The following is a 16,417-nucleotide window of genomic DNA, read 5'->3' on the forward strand; positions in this document are numbered from 1 at the left end:
CTCGCTGCATGGCCATCGTTTCCTCGGGATCCCCGGCGCCCCGCGGCCGCTCCAGCCGGGCGGCCAGCCCTGCGGACGTGCCGCCGGCGCCGCGCCTGGTGGACCCTGCCCCTGGGCCGGAGGAGGCTGGGGCGGCGAGGGAGAGCGATGGGGTGGGGTCCTCGCGGGAAGACGGTCTGCGGCCCCGGCGCCTGGCCGACTACATCGGCCAGAGCGAGCTCAAGCAGGTGCTGGCCATCGCCGTGGAGGCCACCCGGGCCCGTCAGGAGGCGCTCGATCACGTGCTGCTCTACGGCCCTCCCGGCCTGGGCAAAACCACCATGGCCCTCGTGCTGGCCGAGGAGCTGGGGGTGCGCTGCCGCATCACCAGTGCGCCGGCCCTGGAGCGCCCGCGCGACATCGTGGGCCTGCTGGTGAACCTCCAGCCCCATGAGCTGCTGTTCATCGACGAGATTCACCGGCTCAACCGGGTGGCCGAGGAGATCCTCTATCCGGCCATGGAGGACTTCCGCCTCGACCTCACCGTGGGCAAAGGCACCACGGCCCGCACCCGCAGTTTGGATTTGCCTCCCTTCACCTTGGTGGGCGCCACCACCCGGGCTGGCTCCCTGAGCTCGCCGCTGCGGGATCGCTTTGGCCTGATCCAGCGGCTGGAGTTTTACGGTCTTGATGATCTCCAGGCGATCGTGGAGCGGGCCGCGGGCCTGCTGCAGATCAGCTTGGAGCCCGATGCGGCCCTGGAGGTGGCGCGTCGTTGCCGTGGCACCCCCCGCATCGCCAACCGCCTGCTGCGCCGGGTGCGTGATGTGGCCTCGGTGCGGGGTCATGGCCGGATCGGTGCGGCCCTGGTGGCCGAGGCCCTCAGCCTGCACCGTGTCGACGACCGCGGCCTCGATGCCAGTGACCGGCGCCTGCTCACCTTGATGCTGGAGGGCTATGGCGGCGGCCCCGTGGGCCTCGACACCTTGGCGGCGGGCCTGGGCGAGGATTCCGCCACCCTGGAAGCAGTGGTGGAGCCCTACCTGCTGCAGCTCGGCTTCCTGCAGCGCACGCCCCGTGGCCGGGTGGTCACCCCGGCGGGTCGCAGTCACCTGGGCTGGCCCACCGGGGCGGCGGCATGAGCGGGCTTCGGTCGTGATGGCCACCCTGATCGCCCTGCTGCTGGGTTGGCAGGTGCTGGTTACTCCGGCGCTGGCCGCCGTTCCCCTGCCCCAGCTGTTTGATCAGGCCCTCAGCGCCAGCCGGGAAGGGCGCTTCGCCGAGGCCCTGCCCCTCTGGAACCAGGTGCTGGAGGTGGCCCCGGGGGATGCGGCGGCCTGGAGCAACCGCGGCAACGTGCAGCTGGCCCTGGGCGATCCCCGGGCCGCCATCGCCGACCAGACCCGGTCCATGGCCCTCGATGGCGAGAGTCCCGATCCCCACCTCAACCGCGGCACCGCCGAGGAGGCCCTGGGCGAGTGGGCTGCCGCCGAGGCCGACTACCGCTGGATCCTGGAGCGGGCCCCGCAGGACGCGGGCGAACCGCGGGCTTCGGCCCTGTACAACCTCGGCAATGTTCAGGGCTCCCTGGGCGACTGGGCCGCTGCCCGCAGCAGCTTTGAGGCTGCATCCCTGGCCCGGCCCGGCTTTGCCATGGCCCGCTCCAGTGCTGCCCTGGCCGCCTTTCAGCTCGGCGATCGGGTGGCAGCCGAGCGGGAGCTGCGCAACCTGATTCGCCGCTACCCCCTGTTTGCCGATGCCCGTGCTGCGCTCACGGCCCTGCTGTGGCAGAAGGGGGCCAGCGGTGAGGCGGAGAGCAACTGGGCCGCAGCCTCCGGCCTCGATCCGCGCTACCGCCAGCAAGAATGGTTGCGATCGACGCGGCGCTGGCCCCCTGAGCCGGTGGAAGCTCTGGCGCAATTCCTGGCCTTGTCTTCCTGAACAGGGCCTCCTGAATCCGGCGACCTGCATGACGGCCACACCCTGCACCCTGAATTGGCATGAGCTGGGGCTCGACGACACCCTGGCCGCGGTGTTGCCGGAGCTGATCCAGCTGCGGCGCCACATTCACCGCCACCCCGAGCTCAGCGGCCACGAACAGCAGACGGCTGCCCTGGTGGCCGGGGAGCTGCGCCGCTGGGGCTGGCAGGTGCGCGAGGGGGTCGGCCGCACTGGAGTGGTGGCTGAACTGGGGCCGCAGCGGGGCGCCGATGGCCGCCCCTCGCCCCTGGTGGCCTTGCGGGTGGACATGGACGCCCTGCCGGTGGAGGAGCGCACCGGCCTCGACTACGCCTCCACCCAGCAGGGCCTGATGCATGCCTGCGGCCACGACCTCCACACCGCCGTGGGGCTGGGGGTGGCGCGGTTGCTCGCCGGGGTGGCCGAGCGAGCACCCGAACGGCTCACGGCCCGGGTGCGGCTGCTGTTCCAGCCGGCGGAGGAAACGGCCCAGGGGGCGGCCTGGATGAAGGCCGATGGCGCCATGGAGGGGGTGGAGGCGCTGTTTGGCGTGCATGTGTTCCCCAGCCTGCCGGCGGGCACGATCGGCGTGCGCAGCGGCAGCCTCACCGCGGCGGCGGGGGAGCTGGAGGTGGAGGTGCTGGGCGAGGGTGGCCACGGGGCCCGGCCCCACCAGAGCACCGATGCCATCTGGATCGCGGCCCGGGTGGTGAGTGGCCTGCAGGAGGCGATCAGCCGCCGCCTCGATGCCCTGCACCCGGTGGTGGTGAGCTTCGGGCGGATCGAGGGCGGCAAGGCCTTCAACGTGATCGCCGACCACGTGCGTCTGCTCGGCACGGTGCGTTGCCTCGACACCGACGTGCACGCCCAGCTGCCCGGCTGGATTGAAGACACGGTGCAGGCCCTCTGCCGGGGCCATGGCGGTGAGGCCCGGGTGCGCTACCGGGTGATTTCGCCGCCGGTGCACAACGATCCGGCCCTCACCGAACTGGTGGCCGATGCCGCGGTGGAGCGGTTGGGCCGCTCCCAGGTGCATTGGCTGGAGCAGCCGTCGCTTGGCGCTGAGGATTTCGCCGAGCTGCTCGAAGACACCCGCGGCACGATGTTTCGGCTCGGCGTGGCCGGGCCCCAGGGCTGCACCCCGCTGCACAGCAACACCTTTGCCCCCGATGAGGCGGCCCTGCCGGTGGGCATCCAGGTGCTCACCTGGAGTCTGCTGCGTTGGATGGAGCGGCGCCCGTGAGGCAGCGGCCCTGGCTGCGGGGATGGCTGGCGCTGGCTTCGCCCCTGCTGATCCTGCTGGCCCTGCTGGTGTTGCTGCAGCGCCGCGGTGTCGACCGCCTGCCGGCCCTGCCAGCGCTGCTGATTGGCACGGGCCTGCTGGTCACCAGTGCCCTGGGCCGGCGGCGGCGGCGGCGGGAGTTGCTGGCGGCCCTGCGTCACGATGGAGGGGTATGACCAACCCCTCCCCCGATCTGTCCGCCCTGCGGGACGCCATTGCCTCCGGCGATCCCAGCCGGGCCATGCCTGCCCTGGTGGGCCTGCGGGAGGTGCCGGTGGACCAGGCCGTGCCCCTGTTGTTGTTGGGGCTGGAGCAGGGGATCTTCATGGTGCGCTCGCTCAGCTGTGCCGGTCTGGGGGTGAAGCAGAGCGAGGAGGGCTGGCAGGCCCTGGTGAACGCCGTGCAGCACGACGAGGATGCCAACGTGCGGGCGGAGGCCGCCAACTCCCTGGTGAGTCACTCCTTGGAGCGGGCCTGGCCCCTGCTGCGGGAGGTGTTTGCGGCCGACCAGCAGTGGCTGGTGCGCTGCAGCATCCTCTCGGCCCTGGCCGAGCAGCCCGCCATTAACCCCGCCTGGCTGCTGGACCTGGCGGCGATGGCCATCACCGACGCCGACGGCACCGTGCGGGTGGGTGGGGCCGAGATCCTCGGCCGGCTGGTGCGCGACCGCGACGATGCCGAAGCTCGCACCCTGCTGCAGCAGCTCCAGGCTGATGCTGATCACCGGGTGGTGGCCGCGGCGCTGAACGGGTTGCAGGGCTGAGCCCCAGCCGGTTACGGCCTTGCTAGGTTTCGTTTGTCACTAGGGGTGCCCCGCTGCCGGCCCAATCCGCCGTGCGGCCTCGGGCTGAGATCACACCCTCCGAACCTGATCCGGGTCATGCCGGCGCAGGGAAGTGGAAACGAACTCGGCTCGGCTCTGGACCCCCTCCGCCCACGGGCGGAATCTGTTCTTCGCCACAGCCCGTCATGCGCAGCGCCTGGATCGAGAAGCGTCGCGGCACCGCGAATTATTCCCAGATGCATTACGCCCGCCAGGGCGTGGTGACCGAAGAGATGGCCTATGTGGCCCAGCGGGAAAACTTGCCCGAATCGCTGGTGATGGAGGAGGTGGCGCGGGGCCGCATGATCATCCCGGCCAACATCAACCACCCCAACCTGGAGCCGATGGCCATCGGCATCGCCAGCCGCTGCAAGGTGAACGCCAACATCGGCGCCTCCCCCAATGCGTCCGATCTCGATGAGGAGGTGGCCAAACTGCGCCTGGCGGTGAAATACGGCGCCGACACGGTGATGGATCTCTCCACCGGGGGCGTCAACCTCGATGAGGTGCGCACGGCGATCATCAACGCGTCGCCGGTGCCGATCGGCACGGTGCCCGTGTATCAGGCGCTCGAGAGCGTGCATGGCTCCATCGAGAAGCTCGACGCTGACGACTTCCTGCACATCATTGAGAAGCACTGCCAGCAGGGGGTCGATTACCAGACGATCCACGCCGGCCTGTTGATTGAGCACCTGCCGCTGGTGAAGGGTCGCATCACCGGCATCGTGAGCCGGGGTGGCGGGATCCTGGCCCAGTGGATGCTTTATCACCACAAACAGAATCCCCTGTTCACCCATTTCGATGACATCATCGAAATCTTCAAGCGCTACGACTGCACCTTCTCCCTGGGCGATTCGCTGCGGCCGGGTTGCCAGCACGACGCCTCCGATGCGGCCCAGCTGGCCGAACTGAAAACCCTGGGCCAGCTCACCCGCCGCGCCTGGGAGCACGACATCCAGGTGATGGTGGAGGGTCCGGGCCATGTGCCGATGGATCAGATCGAGTTCAACGTCAAAAAGCAGATGGAGGAGTGCAGCGAGGCCCCCTTCTATGTGCTCGGGCCGTTAGTCACCGACATCGCTCCCGGCTATGACCACATCACCAGCGCCATTGGGGCAGCGATGGCCGGTTGGTATGGCACGGCCATGCTCTGCTACGTGACCCCCAAGGAGCACTTGGGCCTGCCTAACGCCGAAGATGTGCGTGAAGGCCTGATCGCCTACAAGATCGCCGCCCACGCCGCCGACATCGCCCGCCACCGGCCCGGTGCCCGCGACCGCGACGATGAACTGAGCCGCGCCCGTTACGCCTTCGACTGGAACAAGCAGTTCGACCTCTCGCTGGATCCCGAGCGGGCCCGCGAATATCACGACGAAACCCTGCCCGCCGACATCTACAAGCAGGCCGAGTTCTGTTCCATGTGCGGCCCCAAGCACTGCCCGATGCAAACCAAGATCACCGATGAGGATCTGGCCGGTCTGGAGCAGGTGCTGGCGGAGCAGAAAGCTGGTGAGGCCGCGGCGGTCTGAGCGCGTCGCGTTCGCGGTCGTTCCGTTCAAGCCAAGCCCGGGTTAGTCCCGGGCTTTTTTGTGCTTTTGCATCCCGATTGCCGCCAACAAAAAGCCCCGCCAATTTGGCGGGGCGAGGAGGGAGTGGTCTGCCAATCGGCAGGCCAGCTAAGCGATTCAGCCCAGGGCTTTGGCCTTGGCCACCACGTTGTCGACGGTGAAGCCGAACTTCTCGAGGCAGACGGGGCCGGGGGCCGAGGCGCCGAAGCGGTCGATCGAGACGGTGTCGCCGTCGAAGCCGGTGTACTTGTGCCAGCCGAAGCTGCTGGAGGCTTCCACCACCAGGCGCTTGCGGCAGGCGGCGGGCAGCACGCTCTCACGGTAGGCGGCGTCCTGTTCCTCGAACAGTTCCACACAGGGCATGGACACCACGCGGACGTTCTTGCCTTCGGCGCGCAGCTGGGCTGCGGCCTTGGTGCAGAGCTCAAGCTCGGTGCCAGAGCCGATCAGGATCAGATCGGGACTGCCGTTGCTGTCTTCCAGGATGTAGCCGCCCTTGGCCACATGGGCTGCGGCCGAACCGGCCTGGTTCGCCATGGCCTGGCGGCTGAGGGCGAGCACCGTGGGGCGCTTGCGGTTGGTGACGGCCACCTGGTAGGCGCCCATGGTTTCGTTGCCGTCACCGGGGCGGATCACCAGCAGGTTGGGGATGGCGCGCAGGTTGGCGAGGGTTTCCACCGGCTGGTGGGTGGGGCCGTCTTCGCCCAGGCCGATCGAGTCGTGGGTGAGCACGTAGATGCAGCCCAGCTCGCTCAGGGCCGACAGGCGCATGGCACCGATCATGTAGCCCGCGAACACCAGGAAGGTGCCGCCATAGGGGATCAGGCCGCTGCCGTGGTACGCGATGCCGTTCATGATCGCGGCCATGGCGTGCTCGCGCACCCCGAAGTGCAGGTAGCGGTTGGCTTCACCGCCTTTCTGGAAGCTGGCTTCGCCCTTGATGTCGGTGAGGTTGGAGTGGGTGAGGTCGGCCGAGCCGCCGATCAGTTCGGGCAGGTTGGGGCCAAAGGCATTCAGGGCGTTGTAGGAGTGCTGGCGCGTCGCCAGGCCCTTGTCTTCGGGGCTGAAGCTGGGCAGGGAGGCATCCCAGCCCTGGGGGAGTTCACCGCGCAGCTGGCGCTCGAATTCGGCAGCTTCGGCGGGGTACTGGCTGCGGTAGGTGGCCAGGGTGGCGTTCCAGGCCGATTCCAGAGCTTCGCCACGGCTGATCGCCTGGCGCCAGTGGTCGTAGGCGTCCTGGGGCACCTCGAACAGGCCATAGCTCCAATCGAGGGCCTTGCGGGTGAGTTCGGCTTCATCGGCGCCGAGGGCCGCTCCGTGGACGCCGGCCGTGTTGGCCTTATTGGGGGAGCCGTAGCCGATGGTGGTGGTCACCTTGATCAGGCTGGGCTTGTCGGTGACGGCCTTGGCCGCCTCAATGGCCCGGGCGATGCCCGCCACATCGGTGTTGCCATCGGGCACGTGCTGGACATGCCAGCCGTAGGCCTCGTAGCGCTTCATCACGTCCTCGGTGAAGGACACGGCGGTGTTGCCGTCGATGGTGATGTGGTTGTCGTCGTAGAGGGCGATCAGCTTGCCCAGGCCCAGGTGACCGGCCAGGGAGGCGGCCTCACCGCTCACGCCCTCCTGGTTGCAGCCGTCGCCCATGATCACGTAGGTGTAGTGATCGACGAGTTCACAGCCAGGCTTGTTGAACTTGGCGGCCAGGTGGGCTTCGGCGATGGCCAGGCCCACGGCGTTGGAGATGCCCTGGCCCAGGGGGCCGGTGGTGACTTCAACCCCGGGCGTCTCGAAGGTTTCCGGATGTCCGGGAGTGCGGCTGCCCCACTGGCGGAATTCCTTGATGTCGTCCAGGGTCACCGAGTCGTAGCCCGTGAGGTGGAGCAGGGCGTACAGCAGCATGCAGCCATGGCCGGCCGAGAGCACGAAGCGGTCCCGGTTGAACCACTTGGGGTTCTTGGGGTTGTGCTTGAGCACCTTGTCCCACAGCGCGAATGCCATCGGCGCGCAGCCCATCGGCAGCCCCGGGTGGCCCGAGTTCGACTTGTTGACCGCGTCGATGGCCAGGAAGCGAATGCTGTTAATGCAGAGCGATTCGACGGATGCGGAGGGAGCGACGACCATGGCTAAGGCAGGTACGGGTTAGGGAGGGGAAGGGTCACGCCATACGGCGGAACGCCAGGCAGACGTTGTGACCGCCAAACCCGAAGGAGTTGGAGAGCACCACGTTGAGGGTGTGTTCCCTGGCCTGGTTGGGAACCACATCCAGATCACAGGCAGGATCCGGATTTTGGTAATTGATGGTAGGCGGAACGAGGTTGTGTTCCATCGCCAGCACCGCAGCAACGGCCTCAATGCCGCCGCTGCCACCGAGGAGGTGGCCGGTCATCGACTTGGTGGAGCTCACCGGAATCCGGTAGGCCCGCTCACCGAGGGCGCTCTTGATGGCGGAGGTCTCGTTGCTGTCGTTGGCCTGGGTGCTGGTGCCGTGGGCGTTGACGTAATCAACGGCCTCGGGCTCGAGCTGGGCATCCCGCAGGGCGAGGCGCATGGCTTCGGCACCACCGATCCCCCCCGGGGAGGGGGAGGTGATGTGGTGGGCGTCGCAGGTCATGCCATAGCCCACGACCTCGGCCAGGATCTGGGCCCCCCGGGCCTTGGCATGGTCCAGGCTTTCCAGCACCAGCACGCCGGCGCCCTCACCGATCACGAAGCCGTTGCGCTCCGCGTCGAAGGGACGGCTGGCGGTGGCGGGATCATCGTTGCGGAAGGACAGGGCCTTGGCACTGGCAAATCCGGCGACCCCTAGGGGGGTGATCGCCGACTCGGCCCCTCCGGCCACCATCACATCGGCCAGGCCCAGCTGGATCAGTCGGAAGGCATCGCCGATGGCATTGGAGCCGGCGGCGCAGGCCGTGGCCACCGCGCTGCTGGGGCCCTTGGCACCGAGGGCAATCGCCGCCAGGCCGGTGGCCATGTTGGGGATCATCATCGGCACGCAGAACGGGCTGACCCGATCGGGGCCGCGATCCTTCAACACGTGGGCCTGGCTTTCCATCATCAACAAGCCACCTACGCCGGAGCCGATGGCGGTGCCGACCCGATGTTGGTTGGTTTCGTCGATGGTGAGGCCCGCATGGGCAACGGCCTGTTTGGCTGCCACCACCCCGAACTGGCAGAACCGGTCCCAGCGCTTGGATTCCTTGGGCTCCAGCCAACCGGAGGGATCGAAATCCTTGACCTCGGCGGCAAAGTGACAGGCGTGGCGGCTGGCATCAAACAGGGTGATCCCCGCCACGCCATTGCGTGCCGTACTCAGACCTTCCCAATAGCTGGAAACGTCATTGCCGATCGGTGTGACCGCGCCTAGGCCGGTGACGACGACGCGCTGGAGACCCTGCACCATGGGGTGGCTCAGGCCTGCTTGTCCTGGATGAACTTGACGGCATCACCGACGGTGGTGATGCCTTCAGCGGCTTCGTCGGGAATTTCGATGTCGAAGGCCTCTTCCAAGGCCATCACGAGTTCGACGGTGTCGAGGGAGTCGGCGCCCAGATCATTCTGGAAGTTGGATTCGGGCTTGACTTCCCCGGCATCAACGCTGAGCTGCTCGGCAACGATCGAGCGCACTTTCTCGAAGATCGCTTCCTGGGACATGGCCGCTGTGAGAGTCGACGCACTCTACGGGTCACCCCGCAGGACCCCCCCCGGCGTATGAACAAGGGTGACGGGCTGCGGGGACGCCCACTTCGGGCCGGAGGGCTTTGGGTACGTTGGGCTCCACGCCGTCCGTCACTGGACCATGTCCCACGCCGTCAAGATCTACGACACCTGCATTGGTTGCACCCAGTGCGTGCGTGCCTGCCCTCTCGATGTTCTCGAGATGGTGCCCTGGGACGGTTGCAAGGCCGGTCAGATCGCCTCGTCGCCCCGCACGGAAGACTGCGTCGGCTGCAAGCGCTGTGAAACGGCTTGCCCCACCGACTTCCTCAGCATCCGGGTGTACCTGGGCGACGAGACCAGCCGCTCCATGGGTCTCTCCTACTGAGTCCTGCTTCTCGGCCTCACTGCCAATAAGCTCAAGCCCGGCCCCTCGCCGGGCTTTTTTTGCGCCCCTCGCTGGCCCTGGCCTATGTGCGGCATTGTTGCCCTGATTGGATCGCGGGAGGCGGCTCCCCAGCTGCTGGAGGGCCTGCGCCAGCTCGAATATCGGGGCTACGACTCGGCCGGGATTGCCACTGTCGATGCCGAGACCGGCCAGGGACCCGGCCAGCTCCACTGCCTCAAGGCCGAGGGCAAGCTGGTGAACCTCACGGCGCGGTTTGAGGCCCAGGGTGCCCCGGGCCACTGCGGTATCGGCCACACCCGCTGGGCCACCCACGGCAAGCCGGAGGAGCGCAACGCCCACCCCCACCTCGACGGGAGCGGCCAGGTGGCGGTGGTGCAGAACGGCATCATCGAGAACTTCCGCACCCTGCGGGAGGAGCTGCAGGCCGAAGGCGTGGTGTTCCGCTCCGAGACGGACACGGAGGTGATCCCCCATCTGCTGGCGCGCCAGCTGGCGCGGTTCAGGGGGGAGGGTCGCAGGCCCAGCGGCGCCCTGTTGTTGCAGGCGGTGCAACAGGTGTTGCCCCTGCTCCAGGGGGCCTATGCCCTGGCGGTGGTGTGGGCCGAGGTGCCGGGGGCGCTGGTGGTGGCCCGCAAGGCAGCGCCCTTGCTGATCGGCTTGGGCGAGGGGGAGTTTCTGTGTGCCAGTGACACCCCGGCCCTGGCGGGGTTTACTCGCACGATCCTGCCGATGGAAGACGGCGAAGTGGCCCTGCTCACGCCCCTGGGCATCGAGCTCTATGACGCCACCGGTGAACGGGTGCAGCGCAGCCCCAGCCTGCTGAGCGGCACCGAGCACGTGGCGGACAAGCGCAGCTTCCGCCACTTCATGCTCAAGGAGATCCACGAGCAGCCCGAGACGGCGGCCCTTTGGGTGGCCCGCCACCTGCCCGAAGCCGTGGCCGGCCAGGCCAGCCCCCTGGTGGCCCTGCCCCTGGCGGCGGAGGTGTTTGAGGGGGTGGAGCGGATCCAGATCCTGGCCTGCGGCACCAGCCGCCACGCCGCCCAGGTGGGGGCCTATCTGCTGGAGCAGCTGGCGGGCATCTCCACGGGCGTCTTCTATGCCAGTGAGTTCCGCTATGCCCCGCCGCCCCTGTCCCCCCACACCCTCACGATCGGGGTGACCCAGTCGGGGGAAACCGCCGACACCCTGGCGGCCCTGGCGATGGAGCAGGAGCGGCGCCGGCTGGTGGCCGATCCGGCCTATGCGCCGCGGCTGCTCGGGATCACCAACCGCCCGGAGAGCTCCCTGGCGCGGATGGTGGATCACATCCTCGACATCGGTGCTGGCATCGAGGTGGGTGTGGCGGCCACCAAGACGTTCCTGGGCCAGCTGCTGGCTTTCTATGCCCTGGCCCTGGCCTTTGCCGAGCGGCGGGTGGGCCAGCGTCAGGGGGGCGGCAGCTCGGGCCGGAGCCGTGAGGAGCTCAAGGCCCTGGTGGCCCAGCTGCGCCTGCTGCCCCAGCAGCTCGAAGCCCTGGTGGCCGACCACGACCAGCGCTGTGCCGCCCTGGCCCACCACTTTGAGGGCACCCAGGACGTGATCTTCCTGGGGCGAGGCATCAACTTCCCCATTGCCTTAGAGGGGGCCCTCAAGCTCAAGGAGATCAGCTACATCCACGCCGAGGGCTACCCCGCCGGCGAGATGAAGCACGGCCCGATCGCCCTGCTCGACGCCAAGGTGCCGGTGGTGTCGATCGCCGTGCCTGGCACCGTGTTCGACAAGGTGCTCAGCAACGCCCAGGAGGCCAAGGCCCGCGATGCCCAGTTGATCGGGGTGGCCCCCGACTGCCCGGATGCCGAGCTGTTTGACACGCTCCTTCCCGTGCCGGTGGTGGACGAGCTCCTCAGCCCGCTGCTGACGGTGATCCCGATGCAGCTGCTGAGCTATCACATCGCTGCCCACCGGGGCCTGGATGTGGATCAACCGCGCAACCTGGCCAAGAGCGTCACGGTCGAGTAGGGGCGACGCTGTCGCTGCGGCCATAGCGGTCTTCGAACCGCACGATGTCGTCCTCGCCCAGGTAGGGGCCGCTCTGCACCTCGATCAGTTCCACCGGGATCTTGCCGGGGTTGGAGAGGCGGTGGCGGCAGCCCAGGGGGATGTAGGTGCTCTGGTTTTCACCCACAAGTTCTTGCCGCCCGTCCTTGTCCACCACCGCCGTGCCCTGCACCACGATCCAGTGCTCGGCCCGGTGGTGGTGCATCTGCAGCGACAGGCTGGCGCCGGGGTTGACCACAATCCGCTTCACCTGCCAGCGCTCCCCCTCGGTGACGCCGTCGTAGGAGCCCCAGGGGCGGTAGATCTTGCGGTGGGCCTTGCTCTCGGGCGCGCCCTCCTGTTCGAGCAGCCCGACGATGCGCTTCACGTCCTGGGCCCGGTCGCGGTGGGCCACCAGCACCACGTCGTCCGTTTCCACCACCACCAGATCCTCCACGCCCAGGCCCACCACCAGGCGGTGTTCGCTGCGCAGATAGCAGTTGCGGGCGTCCTCATGGATCACCCGGCCCCGCAGCACGTTCCCCTGGGGGTCCTGATCGGCCGTTTCCCACAGGGCGCTCCAGCTGCCCACATCGCTCCAGCCAGCCTCCAGGGCCAGCACCGCCCCCCGATCCGTTTTCTCCATCACCGCCACGTCGAGGGCCACGTTGGGGCAGCCGGCAAAGGCTTCCCGCTCCAGCCGCAGGAAATCCAGATCGGCGCTGTCCTGCTCCAGGGCAGCGCGGCAGGCGCTCACCACCTCCGGGGCCAGCCGCTCCAGCTCGGCCAGGATGGCGCTGGCCTTGAACAGGAACATGCCGCTGTTCCAGGTGAAGCGGCCGGTGGCCAGGAAGGCCTCGGCGGTGGCCCGATCGGGCTTTTCCACAAAGCGGGCGATCGGCACCGGCGCGCTGGCGGCTGCCAACGATTGGGCGGCCTCGATGTAGCCGTAGCCCGTCTCCGGAGCGGTCGGCACGATCCCGAAGGTCACCAGCTGGCCCGCCTCGGCCGCCGCTGATCCAGCGCTAACGGTGGCGCGGAAGGCCGCCGCATCCCGGATGACGTGGTCGGCCGCCAGCACCAGCAGCAGCGGATCGTCGCCCTGGGCCGTGGCCTGCAGGGCCGCCACTGCCACCGCTGGCGCGGTGTTGCGTCCGATCGGCTCCAGCAGGATGGCGGCCGGCTCGACGCCGATCTGGCGCATCTGCTCGGCCACGATGAAGCGGTGGTCCTCGTTGCAGATCAGCAGGGGTGGGGCCAGGCCCGGTAAGCCCTCCAGGCGCTGCTGGGTCTGTTGCAGCAGGGTGTCCTCTCCGGTCCCGGCCAGGGCCCAATACTGCTTGGGGTAACTGGCGCGCGAGAGGGGCCACAGCCGGGTGCCGGTGCCGCCGCACAGGATCACCGGTACAAGACTTGTCATCGCGCGGGGTGAAAGTGAGGCCTCACGCCATTCCAGCAGTTGGGTGCCCGATTTGCCTGCGCACAGGCTGCTGCTTGGTTTGGACCCAACGCTGGTGGCTGAGGCGACGAGGCAACACTCTTGAATTTTGTACAACCTGTACGGAATTCAAAAGCGTTTCACCGGCGGGGTTTGTTCAGGCCAGTTTGTTCAGGCCCGTTACCCGTTCATCAGGCCAGCTCGGTCTGGAATCGTTCGTCGGGAGACGTTCAGGTTGGCTCCGCTCGGCTTTTGTCCTGGGCCATCGCCAGTTCCAGCAGTCCGGGCGGAGGCGTGATGCCGATCCAGCCTTCGGCCAGGTGCACCTCCGGCACGATGGCGTTCACGAAGGGGATCAGGATCCGGCGCGGCCCGTTCGGGGTGTCCTGCTCCACCTCCAGCAGGTCGTTGCCGGCATGCACCAGATCGCAGACCCGCCCGATCGGCTCCTGGGTCTCCAGCAGCCGCACTTCCGTCCCCACCAGATCCAGCAGGTGAAATTCCCCCCGGGCGAGCTTGGGGCGGTCGCTGGCGCGCACCAGCAGTTGCTCGCCCACCAGGGCTTCGGCCGCCTCGCGGCTGTCGACGGCGGCCAACCGCACCACAAACAGCTCCTTGCCGGGCAGCTGCCGGCCACCGCGCAGCTCCACCACCCGGGGCGCCTCGTCGCGCCGCTGCAGCCAGCGCTGCCCAGCCCGGGTGAAGCGTTCGGGGAAATCGCTCATCGGCAGGATTCGCAGTTCTCCCTTCAGGCCCTGGGCGGACACCACCTTGCCCACCACCAGCAGGTCATCCGGTGGCCCATCGGTGGGTGTTGGATCAGCCATGGCCGGCTCACTCCTGCGCACCCCGATAATGGCGCCACGCCTCGCCACAACCATGGCCGACTTGCCGATCCTGCCGGGCTCCACCGTGGTGGTGCGAGACGGCCGCTCCATCTACAACGGCTACCGCGGCTTCGTGCAGCGGATCAGCGGCCAGCAGGCTGCGGTGTTGTTCGAAGGCGGCAACTGGGACAAGTTGGTGACCATGCCGCTCAGGACCCTGGAGCAGGTTTGACGGAGGCCAGGGCAGCCCTGGCTGCCTCCTGTTCCGCCAGGCGCCGGGAGGGGCCCCAGCCGCTGTGGCTGGCGTGGCCGCTGATCTCCACCGTGCAGCGGAAGCGGCGCGGGTCGGCATGGACCCGGCTGCACTCCTGGCAGCGGTAGCTGGGCAGCCCTAGGCCCTCACCCTGGCTCCATTCCTGCAGGGCCGACTTCCAGTTGTGGCGGTCGGGATCGGCCAGTAGCTCGGCGCTGCTGCGCTGCCAGTGGGGGGTGAGCCAGCGGTGCACCGGCGCCAGGCCTCCCTCGCCGGCGCCCCAGGCCTCATAGAGACCGCCCAGCAGGGCCTCACAGCATTCGGCCCGCACGGTGGCCCGGCCGGCGCGGTCGCCGCTGGCCATCGGGCCCAAGTGCAGCAGGGCTTCGATGCCGCAGCGCTCGCCCAGCTCCGCCAACCAGCGGTCGCTCACCAGCTGGGCCCGCAGGGCCGAGCAGCGCCCCACGCTGAGGTCGGGGTGGTGCCGCTGCAGGAATTCGGCCGCCGCCAGGCGCAGCACGGCATCGCCCAGAAACTCCAGCCGCTCGTGGTTGATGGTCCGGCCTGCCGAGGTGTGGGTGAGGGCCTCCTCGATCGGGGCCAGATCACGGTTGCCGGGCTCCAGGTCCAGGGACCGCAGGAAGGCAACCAACTGCTGGTGGCGTTCGGGCCGCATGGCGGGCGGGAGAAAAGGGTGAAAGCAGGACGTAAGCCGGGTTCTGTTCTCCCACCAGCGAGCTGGCGGGGGGTGATCATCTGTCTGGGACCGTCGTTGCCGGCGGCCTCGAGCGGCGCACTTGAAGCGGGACGGGTGTCATGGCCAACCGTTGTCCCTGGGCCTTGCTCCCAGCCGGGGTTTACCGAGCCAGCACCTCTCGATGCTGCTGGTGCGCTCTTACCGCACCCTTGCACCCTTACCTGATCAGGGGGCAAGCCCCCTGCCATCGGCGGTGTGTTTCTGTGGCACTGTCCTCACGGTCGCCCGCACTGGGCGTTACCCAGCAGGCCTGGCCATTGGGGAGCCCGGACTTTCCTCAACCAGGCGCCGAAGCTGGTCTGGACCATCGTTCCGAAGAGCGACACCCAGATGGACCTCGACCCTGATCGCGATCACCTCGCCTGCTTTCGGGTTCCATAATGAACCGCCAGGGGGCTGTAGCTCAGCCGGATAGAGCGACGGTTTCCTAAACCGTAGGTCGTGGGTTCGAGTCCCGCCAGCCCCGTTCTTCCCCATGGTGGTGTCGGGCGGCGCCAGGTGCCGAGGGCGTAGCGAGCGCTACCGGTGGTGGTCTTCCCATTCGGCCCACCGGGGCTAGCGTGGTGCCAGTCGTCTGACCGCGATGACCCAGCTTCACGATCTGCGTCTGCGTCTGCTGGTGCAGCAGGAGAGCGAGCGCATCGCCGACAGCCAACCCGATGAGCTGGACCTCTCGGTGGTGCAGGCCCGCTGCCTCTGCTGGTTGGCCTTGCTGGCCGAGGCCCATGAGGAGCAGGCCACCGATGCGGAGCGCCGGGGGGATACGGAACAGGCCATGGGCTGGTTTGCCGATTCGATGCGGCTGCGTGATGTGATCAACGTGGTCACGTCGATCGAGATTCCGCTCCCTGCCGCCAGTGGCGACGCCGACGATTTCAGCGAAGACCAGCGGGACCAGGGCCCCCTGGCGGCGTGAGTGCCATGATGGGATTTGACAACCCAAGGGAATGCGGTGCCCGAAGAGCCCTGCCAATGCCCTGATTGCCAGCGGTTCTATCGGGAACACGACCGGCTGATCCGCGAAAATCCCACCCTGCGCCAGCAGCAGGAGCTCAATTGGGCTGCGCTGCAATCCTTCCGGACCCTGGCGGGCAGGGTGATGGAAGAGCTCCAGAAGCAACAGGAGGCGGCTGAGTCGGCGGCCAATTCCCCCCAGTCGGCTCCGGCCGTTCCTGGTGCCGGGGGTGGGACTGATCAGGCCTCAGATCAGGCTGCTGAGCCCGATGCCGTGCAGCAGGCCATGGCCGATTTGGAAAACATCAACGCCCATCTGTTCTCGATCGAGGCGCTGATGGAGCGCATCTTCGATGTGCGGGTGCCGGAAGAGGTGGAGCAGAAGTTCCGTGAGGTGGCCGGTGAACTGGCCCCCGATCCCCTCAATGCCGATCGCCTGCGACTCAACCGGCTGCTCCACCAGACCCCGGACCTGCCCGGTTAGACGCT

The 16,417-nt window shown here is 68.2% G+C and carries 17 protein-coding genes, 1 tRNA gene, 1 other RNA gene and 1 riboswitch; of the genes, 12 read left to right on the forward strand and 7 right to left on the reverse strand.

The annotated features are described in order from the left end of the window. Positions 1-8 precede the first annotated feature (8 nt). From ruvB to thiC, 6 genes are all read left to right on the forward strand, one after another. On the forward strand, positions 9-1,121 hold the full coding sequence (gene ruvB / locus H6G16_RS01655) for a Holliday junction branch migration DNA helicase RuvB (RefSeq protein WP_190388601.1): 1,113 nt from the start codon (positions 9-11) through the stop codon (positions 1,119-1,121). A gap of 16 nt (positions 1,122-1,137) precedes the next feature. Beyond that, the gene (locus H6G16_RS01660; RefSeq protein WP_190388602.1) at positions 1,138-1,920 is read left to right on the forward strand and encodes a tetratricopeptide repeat protein; all 783 of its coding nucleotides are present in this window, start codon (positions 1,138-1,140) and stop codon (positions 1,918-1,920) included. A 28-nt stretch (positions 1,921-1,948) separates the two neighbouring features. Further along, the gene (locus H6G16_RS01665) at positions 1,949-3,181 is read left to right on the forward strand and encodes an amidohydrolase (RefSeq protein ID WP_190388603.1); all 1,233 of its coding nucleotides are present in this window, start codon (positions 1,949-1,951) and stop codon (positions 3,179-3,181) included. Further along, positions 3,178-3,396 (forward strand): DUF3188 domain-containing protein, encoded by a 219-nt coding sequence (locus H6G16_RS01670; RefSeq protein WP_347238753.1) that lies wholly within the window; start codon positions 3,178-3,180, stop codon positions 3,394-3,396. Before H6G16_RS01665 ends, H6G16_RS01670 begins: the two co-directional genes overlap by 4 nt. Beyond that, entirely contained in the window at positions 3,393-3,983 is a 591-nt protein-coding gene (locus tag H6G16_RS01675) for a HEAT repeat domain-containing protein (RefSeq protein WP_190388604.1), read from the forward strand. Before H6G16_RS01670 ends, H6G16_RS01675 begins: the two co-directional genes overlap by 4 nt. A 31-nt stretch (positions 3,984-4,014) precedes the next feature. Next, a riboswitch (TPP riboswitch) is annotated at positions 4,015-4,132 on the forward strand. Positions 4,133-4,189: 57 nt separating this feature from the next. Next, positions 4,190-5,572, forward strand: a complete 1,383-nt coding sequence (thiC, locus tag H6G16_RS01680; RefSeq protein WP_190388605.1) for a phosphomethylpyrimidine synthase ThiC — start codon at positions 4,190-4,192, stop codon at positions 5,570-5,572. A 156-nt stretch (positions 5,573-5,728) separates the two neighbouring features. Here thiC and tkt read toward each other — a convergent pair whose 3' ends face one another. The 3 genes from tkt to acpP are packed head-to-tail and all read right to left on the reverse strand — an operon-like array spanning position 5,729 to position 9,268. Then, entirely contained in the window at positions 5,729-7,735 is a 2,007-nt protein-coding gene (gene tkt, locus H6G16_RS01685) for a transketolase (protein WP_190388606.1), read from the reverse strand. A gap of 34 nt (positions 7,736-7,769) precedes the next feature. Next, entirely contained in the window at positions 7,770-9,017 is a 1,248-nt protein-coding gene (fabF, locus tag H6G16_RS01690; RefSeq protein ID WP_190388607.1) for a beta-ketoacyl-ACP synthase II, read from the reverse strand. Positions 9,018-9,025: 8 nt separating this feature from the next. Further along, complete coding sequence (gene acpP, locus H6G16_RS01695; RefSeq protein WP_190388608.1) at positions 9,026-9,268, reverse strand: acyl carrier protein; 243 nt, start codon at positions 9,266-9,268, stop codon at positions 9,026-9,028. Between the two features lie 145 nt (positions 9,269-9,413). Between acpP and psaC the strand changes: the two genes are divergently transcribed. Together psaC and glmS are read left to right on the forward strand one after the other, a co-directional pair. Continuing rightward, the gene (gene psaC / locus H6G16_RS01700) at positions 9,414-9,659 is read left to right on the forward strand and encodes a photosystem I iron-sulfur center protein PsaC (protein WP_006042515.1); all 246 of its coding nucleotides are present in this window, start codon (positions 9,414-9,416) and stop codon (positions 9,657-9,659) included. Between the two features lie 84 nt (positions 9,660-9,743). Beyond that, positions 9,744-11,681: a glutamine--fructose-6-phosphate transaminase (isomerizing) gene (gene glmS / locus H6G16_RS01705; RefSeq protein WP_190388609.1), complete on the forward strand. Its 1,938-nt coding sequence runs from the start codon at positions 9,744-9,746 to the stop codon at positions 11,679-11,681. Here the strand turns inward: glmS and H6G16_RS01710 are convergent. Next, positions 11,668-13,119: a mannose-1-phosphate guanylyltransferase/mannose-6-phosphate isomerase gene (locus H6G16_RS01710; protein ID WP_190388610.1), complete on the reverse strand. Its 1,452-nt coding sequence runs from the start codon at positions 13,117-13,119 to the stop codon at positions 11,668-11,670. The genes glmS and H6G16_RS01710 overlap by 14 nt on opposite strands. A gap of 248 nt (positions 13,120-13,367) precedes the next feature. Then, a complete protein-coding gene (gene rimM, locus H6G16_RS01715) occupies positions 13,368-13,964 on the reverse strand; it encodes a ribosome maturation factor RimM (protein ID WP_190388611.1) in 597 nt (198 codons plus the stop codon). A gap of 52 nt (positions 13,965-14,016) precedes the next feature. On the opposite strand from rimM, the gene H6G16_RS01720 reads away from it, so the two are divergent. Continuing rightward, positions 14,017-14,196, forward strand: coding sequence for an NAD(P)H dehydrogenase subunit NdhS (locus tag H6G16_RS01720; protein WP_190388612.1), 180 nt, complete (start codon positions 14,017-14,019; stop codon positions 14,194-14,196). Here the strand turns inward: H6G16_RS01720 and H6G16_RS01725 are convergent. Together H6G16_RS01725 and rnpB are read right to left on the reverse strand one after the other, a co-directional pair. Further along, positions 14,174-14,893, reverse strand: coding sequence for a ribonuclease III domain-containing protein (locus H6G16_RS01725; protein WP_190388613.1), 720 nt, complete (start codon positions 14,891-14,893; stop codon positions 14,174-14,176). The two genes, H6G16_RS01720 and H6G16_RS01725, sit on opposite strands and share 23 nt — an antisense overlap. 17 nt (positions 14,894-14,910) lie before the next feature. After that, positions 14,911-15,343, reverse strand: an RNA gene (gene rnpB, locus H6G16_RS01730) — RNase P RNA component class A. Between the two features lie 23 nt (positions 15,344-15,366). Between rnpB and H6G16_RS01735 the strand changes: the two genes are divergently transcribed. The 3 genes from H6G16_RS01735 (at position 15,367) to H6G16_RS01745 (ending at position 16,412) form a co-directional block, all read left to right on the forward strand. Continuing rightward, a tRNA-Arg gene (locus H6G16_RS01735) sits at positions 15,367-15,440 on the forward strand. 117 nt (positions 15,441-15,557) lie between these two features. After that, complete coding sequence (locus tag H6G16_RS01740) at positions 15,558-15,890, forward strand: hypothetical protein (protein ID WP_190388614.1); 333 nt, start codon at positions 15,558-15,560, stop codon at positions 15,888-15,890. A 36-nt stretch (positions 15,891-15,926) separates the two neighbouring features. Further along, positions 15,927-16,412, forward strand: a complete 486-nt coding sequence (locus H6G16_RS01745) for a hypothetical protein (protein ID WP_190388615.1) — start codon at positions 15,927-15,929, stop codon at positions 16,410-16,412. Positions 16,413-16,417 lie beyond the last annotated feature (5 nt).

The organism is Cyanobium sp. FACHB-13342 (assembly GCF_014697415.1).
Classification (GTDB): Bacteria; Cyanobacteriota; Cyanobacteriia; order PCC-6307; family Cyanobiaceae; genus Cyanobium_A.